The 19,484-nt window shown below is 56.4% G+C and carries 19 protein-coding genes; 9 read left to right on the top strand and 10 right to left on the bottom strand.

Features of this window, described 5'->3' with window-relative positions:
- Nucleotides 1–66: 66 nt before the first annotated feature.
- From urtC to D9N14_RS13665, 5 genes are all read left to right on the top strand, one after another.
- Nucleotides 67–1,206, top strand: a complete 1,140-nt coding sequence (urtC, locus tag D9N14_RS13645) for an urea ABC transporter permease subunit UrtC (protein WP_290580582.1) — start codon at nt 67–69, stop codon at nt 1,204–1,206.
- A gap of 3 nt (nt 1,207–1,209) precedes the next feature.
- Nucleotides 1,210–1,965 (top strand): urea ABC transporter ATP-binding protein UrtD, encoded by a 756-nt coding sequence (gene urtD / locus D9N14_RS13650; protein WP_290580584.1) that lies wholly within the window; start codon nt 1,210–1,212, stop codon nt 1,963–1,965.
- Between the two features lie 13 nt (nt 1,966–1,978).
- Complete coding sequence (urtE, locus tag D9N14_RS13655) at nt 1,979–2,665, top strand: urea ABC transporter ATP-binding subunit UrtE (RefSeq protein WP_290580586.1); 687 nt, start codon at nt 1,979–1,981, stop codon at nt 2,663–2,665.
- Between the two features lie 87 nt (nt 2,666–2,752).
- Entirely contained in the window at nt 2,753–3,982 is a 1,230-nt protein-coding gene (gene fmdA / locus D9N14_RS13660) for a formamidase (protein WP_290580588.1), read from the top strand.
- Between the two features lie 29 nt (nt 3,983–4,011).
- Nucleotides 4,012–4,362: an FmdB family zinc ribbon protein gene (locus D9N14_RS13665; RefSeq protein WP_290580590.1), complete on the top strand. Its 351-nt coding sequence runs from the start codon at nt 4,012–4,014 to the stop codon at nt 4,360–4,362.
- A gap of 108 nt (nt 4,363–4,470) precedes the next feature.
- On the opposite strand, the gene D9N14_RS13670 is transcribed toward D9N14_RS13665, so the two are convergent.
- The 3 genes from D9N14_RS13670 to D9N14_RS13680 all read right to left on the bottom strand — a co-directional run bounded on the left by D9N14_RS13670 (nt 4,471) and on the right by D9N14_RS13680 (nt 7,049).
- A complete protein-coding gene (locus D9N14_RS13670; protein ID WP_290580592.1) occupies nt 4,471–5,445 on the bottom strand; it encodes a sulfite exporter TauE/SafE family protein in 975 nt (324 codons plus the stop codon).
- 187 nt (nt 5,446–5,632) lie between these two features.
- A complete protein-coding gene (locus D9N14_RS13675) occupies nt 5,633–6,364 on the bottom strand; it encodes a glutathione S-transferase family protein (protein WP_290580594.1) in 732 nt (243 codons plus the stop codon).
- A gap of 70 nt (nt 6,365–6,434) precedes the next feature.
- Complete coding sequence (locus D9N14_RS13680) at nt 6,435–7,049, bottom strand: TetR/AcrR family transcriptional regulator (RefSeq protein WP_290580596.1); 615 nt, start codon at nt 7,047–7,049, stop codon at nt 6,435–6,437.
- Between the two features lie 101 nt (nt 7,050–7,150).
- Between D9N14_RS13680 and D9N14_RS13685 the strand changes: the two genes are divergently transcribed.
- Both D9N14_RS13685 and D9N14_RS13690 read left to right on the top strand, forming a co-directional pair.
- Entirely contained in the window at nt 7,151–8,434 is a 1,284-nt protein-coding gene (locus D9N14_RS13685) for an oxygenase MpaB family protein (RefSeq protein ID WP_290580598.1), read from the top strand.
- Between the two features lie 90 nt (nt 8,435–8,524).
- Entirely contained in the window at nt 8,525–8,986 is a 462-nt protein-coding gene (locus tag D9N14_RS13690) for a flavodoxin family protein (RefSeq protein ID WP_290580600.1), read from the top strand.
- Here the strand turns inward: D9N14_RS13690 and D9N14_RS13695 are convergent.
- The 7 genes from D9N14_RS13695 to D9N14_RS13725 all read right to left on the bottom strand — a co-directional run bounded on the left by D9N14_RS13695 (nt 8,983) and on the right by D9N14_RS13725 (nt 14,375).
- Nucleotides 8,983–9,828: a GGDEF domain-containing protein gene (locus D9N14_RS13695; RefSeq protein WP_290580602.1), complete on the bottom strand. Its 846-nt coding sequence runs from the start codon at nt 9,826–9,828 to the stop codon at nt 8,983–8,985. The genes D9N14_RS13690 and D9N14_RS13695 overlap by 4 nt on opposite strands.
- A 183-nt stretch (nt 9,829–10,011) precedes the next feature.
- Nucleotides 10,012–10,770: a penicillin-binding transpeptidase domain-containing protein gene (locus tag D9N14_RS13700; protein WP_290580604.1), complete on the bottom strand. Its 759-nt coding sequence runs from the start codon at nt 10,768–10,770 to the stop codon at nt 10,012–10,014.
- Between the two features lie 63 nt (nt 10,771–10,833).
- The gene (locus D9N14_RS13705) at nt 10,834–11,283 is read right to left on the bottom strand and encodes a GNAT family N-acetyltransferase (protein ID WP_290580607.1); all 450 of its coding nucleotides are present in this window, start codon (nt 11,281–11,283) and stop codon (nt 10,834–10,836) included.
- A gap of 92 nt (nt 11,284–11,375) precedes the next feature.
- Nucleotides 11,376–11,603: a DUF2164 domain-containing protein gene (locus D9N14_RS13710; RefSeq protein ID WP_317622624.1), complete on the bottom strand. Its 228-nt coding sequence runs from the start codon at nt 11,601–11,603 to the stop codon at nt 11,376–11,378.
- Between the two features lie 55 nt (nt 11,604–11,658).
- Complete coding sequence (locus D9N14_RS13715; RefSeq protein ID WP_290580609.1) at nt 11,659–12,195, bottom strand: zf-TFIIB domain-containing protein; 537 nt, start codon at nt 12,193–12,195, stop codon at nt 11,659–11,661.
- Nucleotides 12,196–12,254: 59 nt separating this feature from the next.
- Nucleotides 12,255–12,695, bottom strand: a complete 441-nt coding sequence (locus D9N14_RS13720) for a thioredoxin family protein (RefSeq protein WP_290580611.1) — start codon at nt 12,693–12,695, stop codon at nt 12,255–12,257.
- Nucleotides 12,696–12,944: 249 nt separating this feature from the next.
- Nucleotides 12,945–14,375: an aldehyde dehydrogenase gene (locus D9N14_RS13725; protein WP_290580612.1), complete on the bottom strand. Its 1,431-nt coding sequence runs from the start codon at nt 14,373–14,375 to the stop codon at nt 12,945–12,947.
- A gap of 280 nt (nt 14,376–14,655) precedes the next feature.
- Between D9N14_RS13725 and D9N14_RS13730 the strand changes: the two genes are divergently transcribed.
- On the top strand, nt 14,656–17,073 hold the full coding sequence (locus D9N14_RS13730; protein ID WP_290580614.1) for a PAS domain S-box protein: 2,418 nt from the start codon (nt 14,656–14,658) through the stop codon (nt 17,071–17,073).
- Nucleotides 17,074–17,191: 118 nt separating this feature from the next.
- Nucleotides 17,192–19,387: a YgiQ family radical SAM protein gene (locus tag D9N14_RS13735; RefSeq protein WP_290580616.1), complete on the top strand. Its 2,196-nt coding sequence runs from the start codon at nt 17,192–17,194 to the stop codon at nt 19,385–19,387.
- Nucleotides 19,388–19,484: the final 97 nt, after the last annotated feature.

The following is a 19,484-nucleotide window of genomic DNA, read 5'->3' on the forward strand; positions in this document are numbered from 1 at the left end:
GGCATCCTGATGCTGCGCCCACAGGGTCTGTTCTCACTCAAGATCCGTAAGTAACAGGAGCAGATTATGTCCTACGGTTTGCGTTCGTTTCTGCCCAAGAATGACATGATCAACATACTGCTGCTGGCAGTGCTGATCATGGTGATCTTTCCTCTCAGCATGGATATTTTCCGCCTCAATTTAGTGGGTAAATATCTGTCCTATGCTTTCGTTGCCCTGGGCCTGGTGCTCTGCTGGGGTTACGGCGGCATTCTCAGCCTGGGCCAGGGTGTGTTCTTTGGCCTGGGTGGTTACTGCATGGCGATGTTCCTGAAATTGGAAGCCTCTTCCCCGGAGAATACGGCCATCCAGTCCACACCCGGTATTCCGGACTTTATGGACTGGAACCAGTTGACGGCATTGCCCTGGTTCTGGGAGCCCTTCAACAGCCTGAGCTTTACCATGATCGCGATCATTGCGGTGCCGGTGATTTTCGCCTTCATCGTCAGTGTGGCCATGTTCAAGCGTCGGGTAGGCGGGGTGTACTTCGCCATCATTACCCAGGCCATTGCCGCAATCCTCACCATCCTGATCATCGGCCAGCAGGGTTACACCGGTGGCGTCAACGGTATTACCGACCTGCGTACGTTGAAAGGCTGGGATATCCGCACCGATGAGGCCAAGTACGTGCTCTACTTCGTCTGCTGCGCCTTGCTGATCGGCTCTATCCTGGTGGCACAGTTCGTACGCAAGAGCAAACTGGGGCGCCTGCTGGTGGCCATGCGCGACAAGGAAGACCGGGTGCGTTTCTCCGGCTATGACGTCTCCAACTTCAAGATCTTCATCTTCTGCCTGGCCGCGGCGTTCTCAGCCCTGGGCGGTGCCATGTTCACCCTGCAGGTTGGCTTCATGTCGCCGTCCTTCGTGGGCATCGTGCCCTCCATCGAGATGGTGATCTTCTGCGCCGTGGGCGGACGTCTGTCCCTGCTGGGTGCAGTGTACGGCACCTTGCTGGTGAACTGGGCCAAAACCGTATTCTCGGAATCCTTCCCTGAATTGTGGTTGTTCGGTCTGGGCGCACTGTTCATCGGAGTGGTACTGGCCTTCCCCAACGGTCTGGCCGGTGTGTACAGCACCTATGTCGAACCCAAGCTGGCGAAGTGGTTGAAGAGTCTCAAATCAGCACGACCACCACTGCCGTCCGGCACTGCAGAGTCGAGGAGTTAAACCATGAGCGTAACACCAATGGGTAAAGATTTTGTTCTCTCGGTGGAAGGTTTGACGGTTTCCTTCGATGGGTTCAAAGCGGTTAACGATCTGTCCTTCTATGTGGACGAAAACGAGATTCGCGTCATTATCGGACCCAATGGCGCGGGTAAAACCACAGTCTTGGACTTGATTTGTGGACGCACCAGAGCCACGGACGGCTCGATCAAATTCCGTGGCAAGGAGCTGACCAAACTCAAGGAACACCAGATCGTACACGCCGGGGTTGGACGCAAATTCCAGAACCCTTCCATCTACGAAGACCTTACCGTGTTTGAAAACCTGGAGATCTCGTTTCCCCGTGGGCGCAATGTGTTCGGCGCCCTCATGTTCAAACGGGATAAGGAAGTCATCGACAAGGTACATGAGATCGCCGAGTTGATCTTCCTGCAGGATGACCTGAACAAACAGGCGGCCCTGCTCAGCCATGGGCAAAAGCAGTGGCTGGAGATTGGCATGTTGCTGATCCAGGACCCGGAACTGCTGATGCTGGACGAACCGGTCGCCGGCATGTCCGTGGCGGAACGCAAACAGACCGCAGAACTGCTCAACAAAATCACCAAAGACCGTTCGGTGATTGTAATCGAGCACGACATGCAGTTTGTGGCGGACATCGCCAACCGCGTTACCGTGTTGCACCAGGGCAAAGTCTTGTCCGAAGGTTCCATGGACAAAGTGCAGAACGACCCGAAAGTGAAGGAAGTGTACCTGGGACACTAGGAGGAGAACCACCATGTTGAATGTATCCAACCACAAAGTGTCCTACGGCCAGAGCGAAGTGATCCACGGGCTCAACTTTGAAGTCAAACCCAACGAAATCGTCGCCATCATGGGCCGTAATGGCATGGGCAAAACCACGCTGATGAAATCCCTGATTGGTGTACTGCCGTCCGACGGCAGCATCAAACTGGACAACGTGGAAATGACCAACATGAAAAGTCACCAACGGGTGGCCAACGGCATGAGCTTTGTGCCCCAGGGCCGGATGATTTTTTCCACCATGACCGTCAAGGAAAACATCGAAACCGGGCTCACCACCACCAAGGAGAAAAAAGTACCGCAGGATCTGTACGACCTGTTCCCGGTACTGCTGGAAATGAAATCCAGACGCGGCGGCAACCTGTCCGGGGGGCAACAGCAACAGCTGGCCATTGCCCGGGCTTTAGCCAGCAAGCCCAAGATGCTGCTGCTGGATGAACCCACCGAAGGTATCCAACCCTCCATCATCAAGGAGATGGCCCGCACCCTGCGGCGCATCCGTGACGAAAAGGGCCTGTCCATCGTGGTGTCGGAACAGGTGCTGAGCTTTGCCCTGGACATCGCCGATCGCATTCTGGTGCTGGAGAAAGGTGAGATCGTCGCGGAGGAAACCCGAGAAAATGTGAACGAGGAAAAGATTGCTGCTTACTTATCGGTATAAGCATTTGAACGAGAAGTAACGCGCTCTTGTAAAAGCACTTTTATAGAAACTGGCTCTTGTAAAACAAAATGTCTGGAGAATATGACCATGGCTGAAACCATTATCAAAATAGATCTTAATAAATCACCCTACGATCAGGACGACATCCACAATCGCTGGCACCCGGACATTCCCATGGCGGCGATGGTAAAACCCGGCGACGATTTCATCATCGAATGCTACGACTGGACCGGTGGTCAGATCAAAAACGATGACGATGCCAGCGACGTGCGTGATGTTGATTTGTCCCAGGTGCACTTTTTGTCTGGCCCGGTGGGCGTGGAAGGTGCCGAACCCGGCGACCTGCTGGTGGTGGAAATCCTCGACATCGGTGCTTTCCAGGAAAGCCTGTGGGGCTTCAACGGATTTTTCTCCAAACAGAACGGCGGCGGCTTCCTCACGGAGCATTTCCCGGAAGCGCAAAAGTCCATCTGGGATTTCAAAGGCATGTTCACCAGCTCACGCCACGTGCCCGGCGTTGAATTCGCCGGTTTGATTCACCCCGGATTGATCGGCTGCCTGCCTTCCAAAGAGATGCTGGCGGAGTGGAACAAGCGCGAGAAAGAACTCTATGACACCGAGCCGGACCGCGTACCGGGCCTGGCGAACCTGCCCTATGCCGAAACCGCCCACATGGGCAAAATGACCGGCGCCGAAAAAGACGCGGCCGCCGCCGAAGGTGCCCGTACGGTGCCGCCCCGTGAGCACGGCGGCAACTGCGACATCAAAGACCTGTCCCGCGGCTCCAAGGTTTACTTCCCGGTGTATGTGAAAGACGGCGGCTTGTCCGTCGGCGACCTGCACTTCAGCCAGGGCGACGGCGAAATCACGTTCTGCGGAGCGATTGAGATGGCCGGCTGGATTCACATGCGGGTGGACCTGATCAAAGACGGTATGTCCAAGTACGGCATCAAGAACCCCATCTTCAAGCCCAGCCCGATCACGCCCAAGTACGATGACTACCTGATCTTCGAAGGCATCTCGGTGGATGAGCAAGGCAAACAACATTACCTGGACGTACACATCGCCTATCGCCAGGCCTGTTTGAACGCCATCGAATACCTGAAGAAATTCGGTTACTCCGGCGCCCAGGCCTACGCCATTCTCGGCACTGCGCCGGTACAGGGTCACATCAGCGGTGTGGTGGACGTGCCCAACGCCTGCGCTACGCTGTGGCTGCCCACGGACATCTTCGAGTTCGATGTGAAACCCAACGCCGATGGCCCCACCAAGTACCTGGACGGCTCCATTGACGTACCCTTGGCACCAGATAAGTAACAGCACCGGATCAACAACGGGAGGTATGTATGCCTGTCTATGATTACAAATGCAAAACCCACGGTGTGTTCCACGAGCTGGCCACCCTGGACGATCATGCCAAACCCTGCCCCTGCCCCCAGTGTGGGGAGCTGTCGGGCCGGGTTATCATGATTCCACCGGAATTTCTCAACATGGACAAGGAGCGCCGCCAGGCGTTCCAGACCAACGAGAAAGCGCAACACGAACCCATTTTCTCAACGGACCAGTCCCGCAAGATTCACAAGCGGGACGGCGGTTGCGGCTGCGGGGATCACAAGAAGCGCAATTCCAAACTCATGTACACCGCACGGGGGGAGAAATTCTTTCCCTCCATGCGGCCCTGGATGATCAGCCACTAGGTTGATCTGACAGGTCCACCGCGGCAGCCGTGCCTTTCCCACGAACTCAGGGCACGGTTGCTGCACCTATGCCATCACCTCCAGCACCGCGGCCTTAGCTACGCCGCCTCAAGCCAGCAACGCCCGAGTCAGGTTGTACACGCTCAGGGTACTGATCAGGGTTCCCACCAGCACCAGCAGAGTCCGCGGCGACAGCTTACGGGTCAACACAGCGGCCAGGGGAGCTGCAAACACTCCGCCCAACACCAACCCCGCGATCGTCGGCCAGGTATCCGGCCCCACCAGCACCGCAAACGCGGCGGCGGACGAGAGTGACAGAAAAAATTCTGCAAAATTGACAGAGCCGATCGTGGTACGGGGATCGTGACCTGAGCCGATCAACGTGGTGGTGACCACCGGACCCCAGCCACCGCCACCTACGGTGTCCACAAAGCCCCCGCACACGGCCAGCTTGGCCACATGGCGAGGTTCATGGGCGGCCCGTCGCAGACGTCGAAACGCCTTGCTCAGGATAAACAACCCCATCAACAGCAGGTAGGCGGAGATATAGGGTTTCAGGATCGCGCCGTCGATTTGGGTCACCAGCACAACCCCCAGCAGGGCACCGATAATCCCCGGCACCAACAACTTCAGGAACAACGACTTGTTGACGTTGCCGTAGCGCACATGGGACACCCCTGAAAACCCGGTGGTGAACACCTCTGCCATATGCACACTGGCCGTGGCGATGGCCGGCGTAACCCCGGTGCCGAGTAAGAACGTGGTAGCGGTGATGCCATACGCCATCCCCAGGGCACCATCCACGGCTTGCGCCGCAAAACCCACCAGCACCGCTGCCCAGAATGAGTAGCCGGTGAGCGTTTCCAGGATGGCCTGCAGGGCACCGGCCAGATCATTCTGCAGGAACAGGCGACTGACCAGGTACAGCGAAATCGCCAGTAAGGTGACCATCACAAAACCAACGGCCAGGCGCAAAACCGGATGGGTACCCGGGTGGGTCACCGCCTGCTCCAGCGGTGGCAGCCCCAGTTGCCGATGGCGGTCGTTTTCGCTGACGTCCAGATCCAGATTGCGAATCTTCATGATGTACCGTACCCACTGTGATTTTGGTACGGCGAGATTAGCAGGCCTTATTTAGATCAGGCAGGAATATTATATAATATGATTAGACTTGGACGTTATATGTGGCGGTTGGTCAGGTTGCGACGATAGCGTCGTGTTCCTGGAAGACGCTGCCCTGCTTGAACCTGAGCATTCAGACCACCACACCCTACCGATGCTTGCGATAAATCTCCTTCGCCCAAACCAGATAGGGCTCCATCGCTTTCACCTCTGATTGCAACGGTTCCGGCAACGTCGCCGGCCAGTCCAAACCGTATTGTGGCGGCATGAACAATGGCGCCAACAGCGCCGCGGCGGTCAGGTCTGCACGACTAAAGCGATTGCCCACCAGATACTTGTTCTCATCCACGGCATCATTGGTACGTTCCAAAGCCATCAACACTGCTTGACGGGATTTGGCCGCAGTGGCTTCGTTGATGTCCATCAGTTTGCGCATGGTGCGTGTTAACTTGGGGAACATGACTTTCAAAAACGGTTTGGCCCAGAACGGGCCATCCTTGGCAAAAAAGCCGATCACCATGTCAGGATGATCCAGCAGGGTGTGATACAGGTAGCACCGCAGGTGCACGCCAATTTCTTTATCCAGGTAGCGTTCCCACTCCCGGGCAGATTGTGCTTCTTGGGAATTCACCGGAGTTAGCTTTTTATCGGGAAAGTGCTCATCCAGATAGGTAATGATCTGTTCTGATCCCTGAATGGAGCGCCCTTCGTGTACCAGCACCGGCACTGAGGATTTGGCGGCAAGTTTCTTCGTGGTTTTGACGTGCAATCCCGGCAGCAGGTTTTTGGTGGTGTAATCCAGGCCTTTGTAATCCAGGGCCCAGCGGGCCTTTTCGCAAAAGTGTGAAATCGGAAATTGATACAGTACCAGCGACGACATAACGTTCTCTTATTATTGTTGAGCCCGACAGGCAGTAACCTCTTTTGTACCACAGTCAGCCGGCAAACGCCTATGGTGAATCGGGGAGTTGGTCCCGCAATACCAGCTCCACCATGTTGGCCAGGCAATTAATGATTTGCGGCTCCTTGAGGATGGGGTCTTCCTCATGCAGATAACGAATCATGGTGAAAATGGTGCTGTTGATTAAGACATAGAGTTTGGTGTGCAGGTGGTCCAGGGAGTAGTGCTCTACGTGTTGCAGCAAATAAGTGCGACTGATGGAGGCCAGGTGCTGGGCAATGGGGTCGAACAGACGCTGGATCGGCAGGCGATGCCAGTTGCGGATCAGTTCCGGATACAGCGCATTGGAACGCAGGAAGGCCAGACTCATCTGCAATGCCATTTTTGACAGGGTTTGCACATCCACCTGGCGGGTGTCCAGTTGGCCCAACTGGCGGTTGAACATCTGGTTGGCGTCCTGGCTGACCTGTTCCAGCACGGCCTCAATCAGGTCCGCGCGGTCGTAGAAATACTGATAGAACGAGCCGTTGCTGATGCCCGCCAGCTCCGCCACCCGGTTGGTGGTGAGCGCGTCCAAACCTTCCTCAGCAATGACCTGGCAGGCGGCGTCGATGATGCTCTTCACCATCATGCGCGAGCGTTGCTGTACCGGGCGTTTCTTCACGACGGGCTCCTAATACGACTTGAATGCGACTTAATGATCGCATTATCGTTTTCCCCAACGCAAGCCCTCATTCACAAGGCCCTGCCCAAAAGGAATAACCCATGCATTCAGCGCAGTACTATCTGTCCACCCGCCCTACCCCCACCCGGGTACCACCGTTTCCGCAAGGGGGCATTCCGCCGTTTATTTACAGCCTGATCCCCCGTCAGGTGCCCACCTGGCTGATGGAAACCCTGCTGGGCGGCCCGGTGCGGCTGGACCCCGCCTTGCGGGAGGAAATGGTGCAGGGTCTGTGGGAAGGGGACGCCCCTATGGATCATCTGGTGGACTGGATGTTTGAGATTGGGCCGGGACAGGCCAAGAAGCAGTTTGATCAGGCCCTGGAGCACGGTATCGACACCGTTGCCGATGCCCCCCAACCCTTGCGCGAGTTTTTTGCCCTGATTGATGAACCACCGCCATGGCTGGATCGGTCTGAGCTGCGCAAAGGCGCTCGCGCGGTGAATGCCTCCGGGGCAGCCATCCATTATCTGGCCCGGGATTTTTTCCTGATGGGGGCCTATCTGCTGTCGGGCTTCAACGAACCGCTGATCATGACCGGCGCGCTGCGCAAAGGCACCGGCAAGCGCTTTGCGGAAACCCAGTCCTGGACCATCGACCTCTATTCCCCGAATGGCATGGAGCGGTTCGGCGCAGGCTTCAAAAGCACGCTCCGGGTGCGCCTGATCCACGCCCTGGTGCGGCGCAATCTGCAAACCAAGTCCGAGTGGGACTTCGCCCGCCTGGGCATTCCCATCAACCAGACCGACATGCTCACCACCATTCTCACCACTCTGTTGCTGGGGTTGGGCTCGCGGGCACTGGGTGTACCCATGACCCGCCGTGAAACCGATGCCATTGCCCACCACGGGCGTTACGCCGCCTGGCTGATGGGCATCAAGGAACCCTGGTTGTTTGATTCCACCGCCCAGGGCATTCGCCTGTTGATGCACTCTGCCAGCACCCAACCGCGGGGCGAGGAAACCAGCCGGATCATGGCGCAATCCCTGGCGGCGGAACCACTGACGCGGGAATACCCTCATTTTCAGACACTGCGCCGCCGCTTTGAACACTCCAAACACCTGAGCATCAGTCGCCTGTACCTGAGCAAGAAGACCCTGGACAAACTGGGTGTGCCGTCCAACGTCCTGCCCTGGTATCCGCTGCTGACCATTGGCCCGCGCCTGGCGTGGCAAAGCGCACATCGCCTGGTGCCGGGCGGATATCGCCGCCTGGCGGAACAGGGTTATCGCAAGCAACGGAACATGCTGGCGGTGTTTCACGCCGGCGCCCGCAGCGCGGCGGGATTGATACAGCCGGATGCAGATCACCCGGCGCACATCTGAGATGGCCCATTGAAGGTCGTGTTTAAAAGTAAGCCGAGGGCACGTATCCTATAACCAACCCATTGCATTCGGAGCACCCGGGATACCGCCATGAAGAAACTGCTGATTGTGACGCACGCCCCGTCGGCAAATACGCTCAGGCTGCGGGAAGCAGTCATCCAAGGTGCGCAGCATCCGGACATCAGTGAAGTGGAAATCTCGGCAATCGCCCCCCTGGAGGCCAACGCTGAGGACGTGCTGGCCTGTGATGCGATCATCCTTGGCACCACCGAGAACCTGGGATACATGAGCGGGGCGCTGAAGGATTTTTTCGATCGGGTCTACTACCCCTGCCTGGAAATAAAGCAGGGCTTACCCTTTGCGCTGTATGTGCGTGCCGGTCACGACGGCACCGGCACCTGTCGCGCCGTCGACACCATCACCACCGGCCTGCGCTGGAAAGCCGTGCGGGAGCATCTGGTGTGTCGGGGTGAATGGCAGGAGGATTTCGTGGCGCAATGCCAGGAGCTGGGCACCACCATGGCCATGAGTTTGGAAGCAGGAATAATCTAACCGGTGTATTCCGCAAATTTAAGGCCATTCTTGCCTTGGCGCTTGACCTCATACATCAACTCATCGGAGCGTTTCACAATGTCCTCCAACGAATCCGGTGCCACACTGCAGGTCAAGGCGCCGATGCTGAACGTAATCGGCCATTGGTGTCGCTGCATTTCCAGCAGCAGGTTAGTCTGCAGTTTGGCCAGCATGGTGCCAGCCGATTGATGGTCGGTCTCGGGCAGTAACAGAGCGAACTCATCCCCGCCCAAGCGGGCCAACACATCAATTTTACGCAGGGACTGTCGCGCGCACACGGCCACCGCGCGCAGCGCCTGGTCTCCCACCACATGGCCATACCGGTCGTTCACCTGTTTAAAGTTGTCCAGGTCAAAGTACACCAGGGTAAAGGGGTGCTGGTAGCGCTGCAGGCGATCAATTTCCATCTGCGCCAACTGATAGAAAAAGCGTGCATTCACCGCTCCGGTCAGGTTGTCGGATCGAGCCAGTTCCTGCTCCCGTTCCAATGCCTGTTTCACCCGCACCAGCAACCAGGTGATGATGACAAAAAAGGAGAACCGGATGCCGCCGTTCCAAACCGCAATCAGCGGGTGCGAGTAGGGGTGCCCCAGTGTGGTATCCGCAACATACCACACCACTGCACTGACCAGGGAGGCCAGCATACCCAGCGTGCGCCCGCCAACCCAGGTCAACAGGGCAATAGGCACCACATAAAAGAACGAGAAGGACAGCTCATACCCTGTCAGATAGTCAACACCACCAACCACCCCAATGAGCAACATTCCCAGCAGCAATTTAAGCAGCCGGGGTAACGTCTCCAAACTCATCAGAACGTTCATGACATTTTCCTTAGGGCCTTAACTCAGGCAACCGGGTATCACGGAATTACTATAGCCCGAGCAGCAGTCGGTTAATAGCGGTCCTCTGGGCATTTTTAACGCCCGCCCAAACCCGTGGGCGGCAGAAACATTGGCAGGCAATAGATCACTCTCGAGGCGAGGCTTTCAGCTGATAGCTTTGCACTATTGTATGATGCCGAGCACCCTGAAGGCGTCCAGAGTGAGTTGTTGTCGAAATACCAAATCGGAGGGTTGCTCTATTTCAATGTGATTGGCGAAATACCAGGTGTGGCCGTTCACCACCAGATACCCCACGAACCACCCATCCCGCCCGGACCAGCCGGTTTTGGACCATAACTTAAAGCCGTGCCGGTCATCGGACTCCATGATGTCTTTCAGAGTTTTAATGTGCTGCGGGGCAATGGGCAAGGTTTCGTTCACCACCTTCCGCAAAAAAAGTATCTGATCCTGCACCGAAACCCGCAATTCACCATCCAGCCAAAAGCGCGACACGTCTGGCCCGGTCAACCCATTACCATAATCGAACTGCGCCAGATACGTGCGATATTTGGCGTCGCCCACTTGCAAGGCATAACGTTGATAACACCACACGCAGGAGCGCTGAAAGGCCGTTTTCAGTGTCTGGTTTTGATTCCAGGGATCATACTCCCGCTTAACCCCATCCCAGGTAATGACGTCGTCCGCCCCCTCCAGCAAGCCTTCCTGCAGAATAATGAGCGTGTTGGGGATTTTGAAGGTGGAGGCAGGAACGAATCGCTCAGCGGCATTGACGTTGTGCTCGTATCGCGGGGCGCCCTCCTCAGACTCAATGAGCAGGGAACCGGTGATCCCTTTTGATTGATAGAGATGGGCGATCGGATTGCCTGCGGCACCGACCCAGCCGGACACAAGAATCAACAGGAGCGCAAAAAAGTAGTTCATGGAATCGTCTGATACCGCCGTGGCAGGAAGATTGAATTCTAACGAAGGCGCGGATGGCTGCAACTAGTCGCTCAGTACCTTTTCATACTTAAGACAATGCTCCGTTGCACCACAGGCAACATAACCAAAGCGTTCATAGAAGCCTTTGGCGGTCAGGGTGCTTTCCAAGGTGAAACGGTGAACGCCCAGCGCACGCACACTGTCCTCGGCCGCCGACAGCAACTGAGCCCCAACGCCCTTTCCAACAGTTCCCGGGCGCAGATACAGAAGGAACAGATGCCCGCTGTGGCTGATGCTGGACACCCCCACTACTTGCCCACCCTCGTCGGCAACAAAGGTGTTGGTGGCCGCGTCCTGAATCCAGTGCTCGCAATGGGCGACGGTTTTATTCTGCAGCCAATCATCAATTCGCGCTTGCTCGCCGTGATGATCCTGTTGGCACAACTCCACTATTGAGGCCCTGATGACCTCACAACACTGGGCGGCATCCTCCACCCGAGCGCTTCTGATCATATCCATTCCTTTGGTGAGATTGAAAAAACCGGAACTTACTGTTGTGAGCTCTCCAGAACGGCCACACCGGCAGTAAAGCTTTCACTCCAAACTCATTTTTCCAGCTCGAAGATGGATTCAGCAATATCCTCGATGCGCTGGGCCAGTAGCGCCTGTGCATCGTATAACCCACGATTGTAAAAGTACGGACCGATTTCCCGCGTGAAAAAATCCAGCAGAAACAAAGCATCAAACTGGCCAATATCACTGTCTAATTCGGCTTTGAAGTAATTCTGGATTTTTTGGGTTATGGCCTCTTTTTCCTCGTTGCTGAACTCCATATTACCGATTCTCTCATGGTTTCTTTATTGACAGGCATGACACAGACACGGTGCTTCAATCAGATCCTAGAAAGTGCAAGATCGTGGACTTGTGCTGTGTCGTACCAAGCCACTTTTTTACAGCAACAGCTTGCTCTGCATCCTCCTCGCCCACCCTCTTTTTGAGGCGTTCTACCCGATCCAGTTCCGTACGCTCTGCTCTCACTTTTCGTTGCCAACTGTCCGTAAACACACTGGGCAGCGCATTCCCAAGCTCCAGCGATTTCAGCAGTTGCCACTCCCCGCCATCCAACCAGGCCTCATCACAATTTCCACACAGATCCAGACGGGTGTTAAGCGCACCCGACACAAGATATTTCGTCATCAATCTGCTACATTTCGGGCAGCCCAGCGCGGTTGCGGTGTCAGCGTCAGATCGTATCTCTCCTGTATCAACCACGTCATCCGACGTGACAACCACCCGTTCTGACCAGTCCCGGTAATACAAAAGCGACAGCAAAGCTCCGTTACACTTGGGGCAACCCATTACCGGCAACCCTTCTTCGAGCTTGGTCGGCTTCAAATATTCATTCTTGCATTTTGGGCAGTGCATTCAGTTTCCTTATATTTGTGTGTTTGACATTAGTACGTTTGACTGTGACCCAACACCCTTCACTTTTCCAGCGAACTCATCAAATTCACCAGATAACTGACGTTATTCGGCGGCAGATAGAAATCGTATTTCTTCGATTTGAACGGGCTGGGCTGCACCTCAAAGTCGGCATTCAGTATATAAGTTCTGGGAACGTATTTGCCATCCAGGCTGAACTTGCTCAGATAGTGCCCGTCCTCATCCTGATTCAGCCGGACCAGCACCACTTTATCGCTGTGGGAGATAACCGACGGGTCGTGGAACATCCTGGAATACTTCTTACACACTGAGCACCAGTTGGCGTACACCACCAGAATCACATTTTTTTGTTGCCGCTTTGCTGCAAGCATGCCGTCCACGTAGCCATACCACTTGATGTCGGCATCGTTCCAGTCAATTTCCGCATTGGCCACCACAGGCATGCACAACACTAGAAGCGCGATCATTTGAATTGATTTCATAACGTTCCTTGCCAGACCTTGGCCCTAGATTCCACAATCCATTACAAACATAGCACAGGCGGCGCAGCGATACCGATTCAGTATCCCGCCATCGGGGCAGAAAGCGGATTAACCCGTCAGGCGATTCAGGCGGATTGCTTGAAGGAGGTTATCAAAGCAATGGATATATGATGAGATTGGCCAAGGGGGCGGCCATAGAATAGAGCAGCCTGAAGCCAGGACGGTCTTCAGGCTGCATCGTGCGCCGGTTTACTTGATCATTTTCTTGACCAGCTCCAGCCGGTCACCGATCAGCGGCAGTTTTTTCGCGTAAGGCGCATAGCGCATGGGCAGGTCGAACTTCGTGGTGGCCCGCAACAGGCTGCGCTGATGGGAGAACACATCAAACGAGTTCTTGCCGTGATAGGAACCCATTCCGCTTTCCCCCACACCGCCAAACGGCAGATTCGGGTTGGCCACATGCATGACGGTATTGTTCACACAACCGCCACCGAACTGAACCCGATCCAGGATCTGACGCTCAACCGCTTCGCTTTCAGTGAACAGATACAGGGCCAGTGGGTGTTCAGGCAGTTTTTTGATGTTGCCCACCAACTCGTCCACGGTGCGGTAGGTCACCAGGGGCAGCACCGGGCCAAAGATTTCTTCCTGCATCACCTCATCGTCCATGGTGACGTCTTTGAGGACCGTGGGGGCGATGAACTTCTGGCTGCGGTCGGTTTGCCCGCCCACCAGGATCTTGGCTTTGTCGATCAGTGCAGCCACCCGATCAAAGTGACGTTCGTTGATCATGCGGCCCAGGTCCGGGCTGTTGACCGGATCATTGCCATAGAACTCGCGCACAGCGTTTGCCAGTTCCTGTTCAAAGGCTTCCTTCACGTCCGCATGCACATGCACGTGGTCCGGCGCCACACAGGTCTGGCCCACGTTCAGCATTTTACCGGCCAGGGTACGGCGCGCCGCGATTTTCAGGTTGGCGTCGCTGTGGATAATGGTGGGGCTCTTGCCACCCAATTCCAGGGTTACTTTGGTGAGGTGTTTGGCGGCGGCCGCCATAACGATACGACCCACCCGCGGGCTGCCAGTAAAGAAGATGTGATCGAAGCGCTGCTCCAACAGCTCGTTGGTCACTTCGGTGCTGCCCTTGTACACGCTGATGTAATCTTCGCTGAAGTTTTCTTTCACCATCTTCTCCACCACGTCCGCTACAGTGGGGTTCAGCGAAGAGGGTTTCAGGATGGCGGTATTACCGGCGGAGATGGAACCGATCAAAGGCTGCAACAACAACAGGAAAGGATAGTTGTAGGGCCCCATGATAAAAGTGACACCCTGCGGGGTGGATTCAATGTAGCTGCGACCCGGCTGTGCCCACATGGTGGTGGCCACTTTCTTGGGCTTCATCCAGCTCTTCAGGTGCTTGATGGTGTGCTTGAGATCTTCAATGGCGGTGCTGATTTCAATATAGGCTTCAAACGGCGGACGGCCGATGTCGGCCTTCAACGCATCCTGAATGTCGCCCTGATATTTCACAATGGCAGCCCGCAGCTTGTTGAGCTGCTGCACCCGATACTCGTAGCTTCGCGTTACCCCGGTTTCAAAAAATGCACGCTGTCGTGATACGGCATCCGCCGCCCACCCCTGTGCCTGGGTCAATTTATCAGATTCCAGAACAGCACCCATGGCTGGCCTCCCTGTAGTTAGAATTGTGTGGTTTGGTACAGGAGACACTTCTAGAGCTTTTGCACTAATCTGGCAATGGCAAGAAACATGGCATTGCCTGAACCAATGAGTCACTCTGCGTAAAACCCGCTCAAACGGCGCACCAAGCTACCTAAATGATTCAGGAAAACCGGCCTGATGGCTCTTTATACCCACGCCGGTTCGCCAAACCCCAAAGCCCTTTCTAGACTTAGATGAGAATCGGAAGCATTTTTCATTGTCATCGCGAAGGGATTTCACCATGTTGGCGACTATCATCGAACGCATCACTGGCTCCCGCCTGCAGCAAGCCGAGCACCGAATAGCCCAGCAGGAGGCCGTCCTCCGGGCGCTGGACAAGACCCAGGCCCGCATCGAATTCGAACTGGATGGCACCATCCGGGACGCCAACCCACTCTTTCTGCAGCTGATGGGCTATCAACTGCAGGATATCCAGGGCCAGCACCACCGCATCTTTGTTCGCGACGAGGATGCCGATAGCCCCCAATATCAGGCGTTTTGGCAGCAATTACGGCGGGGTGAATTCCAGTCCGGCGAGTTCAGGCGGCGCACCCGGGACCATAGCGAGGTCTGGATTCAGGCCGCCTACAACCCGGTACTGGATGCCGACGGCAACATTACCCACATTGTGAAGTTCGCGGTGGACATCACTGAGCAGAAGCGGGAACGGCAGGCGCTGCTGAGTCAATTCGACGCACTGGATCGATCCCAGGCAGTGATTCAATTCGATCCGGACGGCAACATTCTCGAAGCCAATCAAAACTTTCTGGACGCCATGGGCTACACCCTGGAGGAGATCCGGGGCCAGCACCATCGCATGTTCGTGGGCAAGGAATACGGGCAAAGCGCCGAGTACCGGGAGTTCTGGAACCGCCTGCGCCGGGGTGAGTTTCAATCCGCCACCTTCCAGCGCTTTGGCAAAGACGGGCGCGAGATCTGGATTCAGGCCACCTATAACCCCATCCTGGACGAGCACGGCAAGCCCTATCGGGTCATCAAATTTGCCACCGACGTAACCCGGCAAACCCTGATCAACGCGGACTATTCCGGTCAGATTGATGCCATCTCCCGCTCCCAGGCAGTCATTGAGTTCGACCTGGATGGAACCATCCAGCACGCCAACGACAATTTCCTGCAAGCCATGGGTTATACGCTCGCTGAAGTGAAAGGCCAACATCACAGCCTGTTTGTGGCCCCCGAAGAGCGCCAATCCGCAGAGTATAAGGCGTTCTGGCAAGCCCTGAATGAAGGCCAGCATTTTACCGGGGAGTACAAGCGTTTCGGCAAACATCAGCGGGAAGTGTGGATTCAGGCCTCCTACAACCCGATTCTGGACATGAACGGCAAGCCGGTGAAAGTCGTGAAATACGCCACCGACATTACCGAAGATAAGCTGCGCAACGCCGACTACGAAGGCCAACTCAACGCCATCTCCCGTTCCCAGGCGGTCATTGAGTTTGAGCTGAACGGCATCATCCGCCACGCCAACGACAATTTCCTGCAGGCCATGGGCTACACGCTGGAGGAAGTCAAAGGCCAACACCACCGCCTGTTTGTGGATGAAGCCTATGCCCAGTCGGAAGAATACCGGGCCTTCTGGAAAGCCCTCAATAAGGGTGAGTTTTTCAGCGAAGAGTATGAACGCATTGCCAAAGGCGGGCGCCGCATCTGGATTCAGGCCTCTTACAACCCCATCTTCGATGCCTCCGGCAAACCCTATAAAGTGGTGAAGTTCGCCACCGATGTCACCGAACGTAAATTGGCGGTGAACGAGATCAGCCATTGTCTGCTTGCGCTGGCAGAAGGCGACCTGAGTCAACGGGTTAGGGGCCAGTATCAGGGCGAATTCGATCAGCTCAAGACTGCGATGAATACCACCTTCGATCGCCTGCAGAATCTGGTGGCCAGCATCCAGACCGCCGCCAACGACATCCAGGTGGGGGCCACCGAAATCCAGAGCGGCAACCTGGATTTAAGCCGCCGTACCGAAAGCCAGGCCGCCTCGCTGGAAGAAACCGCCTCCAGCATGGAACAAATGACGGCGCAACTGAACACCAGCACCACCAACGCCGGTAACGCCAACCGCACCGCCCAGACCGCCAAGGAATCCGCTACCCAGGGTAAAGAAGTAGTGGACGCCGCCATTCAGGCCATGAGCGCCATTGCCAGCTCCAGCAAACAAATCGCCGACATCATCGGCACCATCGACGAGATCGCCTTCCAGACCAACCTGCTGGCCCTGAACGCTGCAGTGGAAGCTGCCCGCGCCGGCGACCAGGGGCGGGGGTTCGCTGTGGTGGCGGGTGAGGTACGCAACCTGGCACAACGCTCGGCCGCCGCCGCCAAGGAAATCGGCCAACTCATCAAAGACAGTGTGGACAAAGTGGAAACCGGCACCCAGATGGTGTTCAAATCCGGCGAGACCCTGGAGGAGATCATCAACCAGGTGGTGAAGGTGACTGAACAGGTGTCCGAAATCGCGGCCTCGGCCTCCGAGCAGCTGGTGGGTGTGCAGCAGGTGAACCAGGCCATCAGCAGCATTGATGAAACCACGCAACAGAATTCCGCCCTGATGGAGCAGGCCACCGCCGCCACCACGTCCATGGTGGATCAGGTCAGCAAAATGCACCAGGAGCTGAGTTTCTTCAAGCAAGGCTAGCAACAGGCACAGTAACAGGCTTGGTAACAGGGAAAGCGGACTGCAAGATCATTGGTGATATGTCTGCAGTTCCGCTAGAATTGGCGGATTAATTCTCGGCAGTCCCCTGTTAAATCCTATGCAAGCAGCCAAATCCCTCTTTACCTATCCGCGCTATTGGGCGGAATGCTACGGCACGGCCCCGTTTCTGCCCATGTCCCGCCGGGAGATGGACACCCTGGGTTGGGACAGCTGCGACATCATCATTATCAGCGGTGACGCCTATGTGGATCACCCCAGCTTCGGCATGGCGGTAATCGGTAGGTTGTTGGAATCCCAAGGATTTCGGGTAGGCATCATTGCCCAGCCCGACTGGAACAGCGCAGAACCGTTCCGCGCCCTGGGCCGCCCCAACCTGTTCTTTGCGGTGTCCGCCGGCAACATGGATTCCATGATCAACCGTTACACGGCGGACCTGAAAATCCGCCATGACGACGCCTATACCCCCAACAATGAAGGGGGCAAGCGGCCGGATCGGGCGGTGTTGGTGTATTCCCAGCGCTGCCGCGAAGCCTATAAAGATATCCCTGTGTTGATTGGGGGTATCGAGGCCAGTCTGCGCCGCATTGCTCATTACGATTACTGGAGCAACAAGGTACGCCGTTCGGTGCTGATGGATTCCAAGGCCGATCTGCTGGTCTACGGCAACGCGGAACGGGCGGTGGTGGAAGTCGCCCACCGGGTGGCGGCAGGCCAGGCCATGAAGGATATCCGCGACGTACGCGGCACCGCCTGCCTGATCAACGAACTGCCCGCGGACTGGGAAGTAAAGGATTCCACCCGCATCGACACCCCCGGAAAAGTGGACCCCCACTACAACCCCTATCACTGGGAGCAGACCAACGCGGCCCTGGAGGCCCCCTGCGCCAGCGGCGACAATGGCCCAACCCAGCAGGATACCCAGGTGGTGCACATCCGCCCCGCTGCCGGCAGCAAAAAGCAATACGTCATGCTGCCCTCCTATGAAAAGGTCAGCAAAGATCCCGTGCTGTATGCGCATACCTCGCGGGTGCTGCATCTGGAAACCAACCCCTCCAACGCCCGTACCCTGGTGCAAAAGCACGGCGACCGCTTTCTGTGGATGAACCCTCCACCGGTGCCTCTCTCTACAGAAGAACTGGACGATGTGTTCGAGCTGCCGTTCCAGCGGGTGCCCCACCCGGCCTACGGCGACGCCCGCATTCCCGCCTATGAAATGATTCGCTTCTCCGTGAACATCATGCGCGGTTGCTTTGGCGGCTGTTCTTTCTGTTCCATCACCGAACACGAAGGGCGGGTCATCCAGAGTCGCTCGGAAGATTCCATCATCCGCGAAGTGGAAAAGATTCGCGATATGACGCCGGGCTTTACCGGCACCATTTCCGACCTGGGCGGCCCCACCGCCAACATGTACATGCTGAATTGCGTGAGTGAGGACATTCACCAGAACTGCCGGCGGCTGTCCTGCGTGTTTCCCACCATCTGTAAAAACCTGGTGACCGATCACAGCCCCACCACCCGCCTGTATCGACGGGCGCGGGAACTGCCCGGCATCAAGCGCATCATGATTGCCTCCGGCCTGCGCTACGATCTGGCGGTGCTGGACCCGGAGTACGTGAAAGAGCTGGTGACCCATCACGTGGGTGGGTACTTGAAAATTGCGCCGGAGCACACCGAAGACGCCCCCCTGTCGAAAATGATGAAGCCGGGCATGGGCGCCTACGATCAGTTCAAGGAAATGTTCGACCGTTTCTCCAGGGAGGCGGGCAAGGAGCAATACCTGATTCCCTACTTCATCGCCGCCCACCCGGGCACCACCGATGAAGACATGTTGGGGCTGGCGTTCTGGCTGAAGAACAATGGTTTCCGGGCGGATCAGGTGCAAACCTTTTACCCCTCCCCCATGGCCATGGCCACCGCCATGTACCACACGGAAAAAGACCCCATTCACCGGATCAACTACAAAACGGAAAAGGTGTTCATTCCCAAAGGGGAAAAGCAGCGCCGCCTGCATAAAGCGTTTTTACGCTACCACGATCCGGACAACTGGCCCATGTTGCGGGAGGCCCTGAAGCGCATGGGTAAGGCACACCTGATCGGCTATGGCAAAAAGCACCTGGTGCCACCGACGCAGCCGGCGAATCACCCCTCATCAAAACCGCACCAACGCAAGCCTAACAAGCCCAACCCCTCGGGCACCCGCGCCAAGGCGGGCAAAGGCAGAATCCTGACCCAACACACAGGCCTGCCGCCCCGTGCCGGCACAGCTGGCAAAAAGCCCCGCCGCGGTAAATAGCATTACATTAGGCTGACGAATCCAGTAGCATCGGGCCTATAACAACAAAAAAAAAGCGAGCCTGTTATGCCCACCTGGCCTACACCGCGGTGGCGAT

This window comes from Ketobacter sp., from assembly GCF_003671495.1.
Taxonomy (GTDB): Bacteria; Pseudomonadota; Gammaproteobacteria; order Pseudomonadales; family Ketobacteraceae; genus Ketobacter.

Excerpts from the sequence above, each read along its gene's own strand:
- D9N14_RS13735 (WP_290580616.1), top strand. The coding sequence starts at position 17,192 with ATGCAAGCAGCCAAATCCCTCTTTACCTATCCGCGCTATTGGGCGGAA.
- D9N14_RS13700 (WP_290580604.1), bottom strand. The coding sequence starts at position 10,770 with ATGAACTACTTTTTTGCGCTCCTGTTGATTCTTGTGTCCGGCTGGGTC.
- D9N14_RS13720 (WP_290580611.1), bottom strand. The coding sequence starts at position 12,695 with ATGAAATCAATTCAAATGATCGCGCTTCTAGTGTTGTGCATGCCTGTG.
- D9N14_RS13685 (WP_290580598.1), top strand. The coding sequence starts at position 7,151 with ATGCATTCAGCGCAGTACTATCTGTCCACCCGCCCTACCCCCACCCGG.
- D9N14_RS13730 (WP_290580614.1), top strand. The coding sequence starts at position 14,656 with ATGTTGGCGACTATCATCGAACGCATCACTGGCTCCCGCCTGCAGCAA.
- urtE (WP_290580586.1), top strand. The coding sequence starts at position 1,979 with ATGTTGAATGTATCCAACCACAAAGTGTCCTACGGCCAGAGCGAAGTG.
- D9N14_RS13670 (WP_290580592.1), bottom strand. The coding sequence starts at position 5,445 with ATGAAGATTCGCAATCTGGATCTGGACGTCAGCGAAAACGACCGCCAT.
- D9N14_RS13710 (WP_317622624.1), bottom strand. The coding sequence starts at position 11,603 with ATGGAGTTCAGCAACGAGGAAAAAGAGGCCATAACCCAAAAAATCCAG.
- D9N14_RS13690 (WP_290580600.1), top strand. The coding sequence starts at position 8,525 with ATGAAGAAACTGCTGATTGTGACGCACGCCCCGTCGGCAAATACGCTC.
- D9N14_RS13725 (WP_290580612.1), bottom strand. The coding sequence starts at position 14,375 with ATGGGTGCTGTTCTGGAATCTGATAAATTGACCCAGGCACAGGGGTGG.
- urtC (WP_290580582.1), top strand. The coding sequence starts at position 67 with ATGTCCTACGGTTTGCGTTCGTTTCTGCCCAAGAATGACATGATCAAC.
- urtD (WP_290580584.1), top strand. The coding sequence starts at position 1,210 with ATGAGCGTAACACCAATGGGTAAAGATTTTGTTCTCTCGGTGGAAGGT.
- D9N14_RS13675 (WP_290580594.1), bottom strand. The coding sequence starts at position 6,364 with ATGTCGTCGCTGGTACTGTATCAATTTCCGATTTCACACTTTTGCGAA.
- D9N14_RS13665 (WP_290580590.1), top strand. The coding sequence starts at position 4,012 with ATGCCTGTCTATGATTACAAATGCAAAACCCACGGTGTGTTCCACGAG.
- fmdA (WP_290580588.1), top strand. The coding sequence starts at position 2,753 with ATGGCTGAAACCATTATCAAAATAGATCTTAATAAATCACCCTACGAT.
- D9N14_RS13695 (WP_290580602.1), bottom strand. The coding sequence starts at position 9,828 with ATGAACGTTCTGATGAGTTTGGAGACGTTACCCCGGCTGCTTAAATTG.
- D9N14_RS13705 (WP_290580607.1), bottom strand. The coding sequence starts at position 11,283 with ATGATCAGAAGCGCTCGGGTGGAGGATGCCGCCCAGTGTTGTGAGGTC.
- D9N14_RS13715 (WP_290580609.1), bottom strand. The coding sequence starts at position 12,195 with ATGCACTGCCCAAAATGCAAGAATGAATATTTGAAGCCGACCAAGCTC.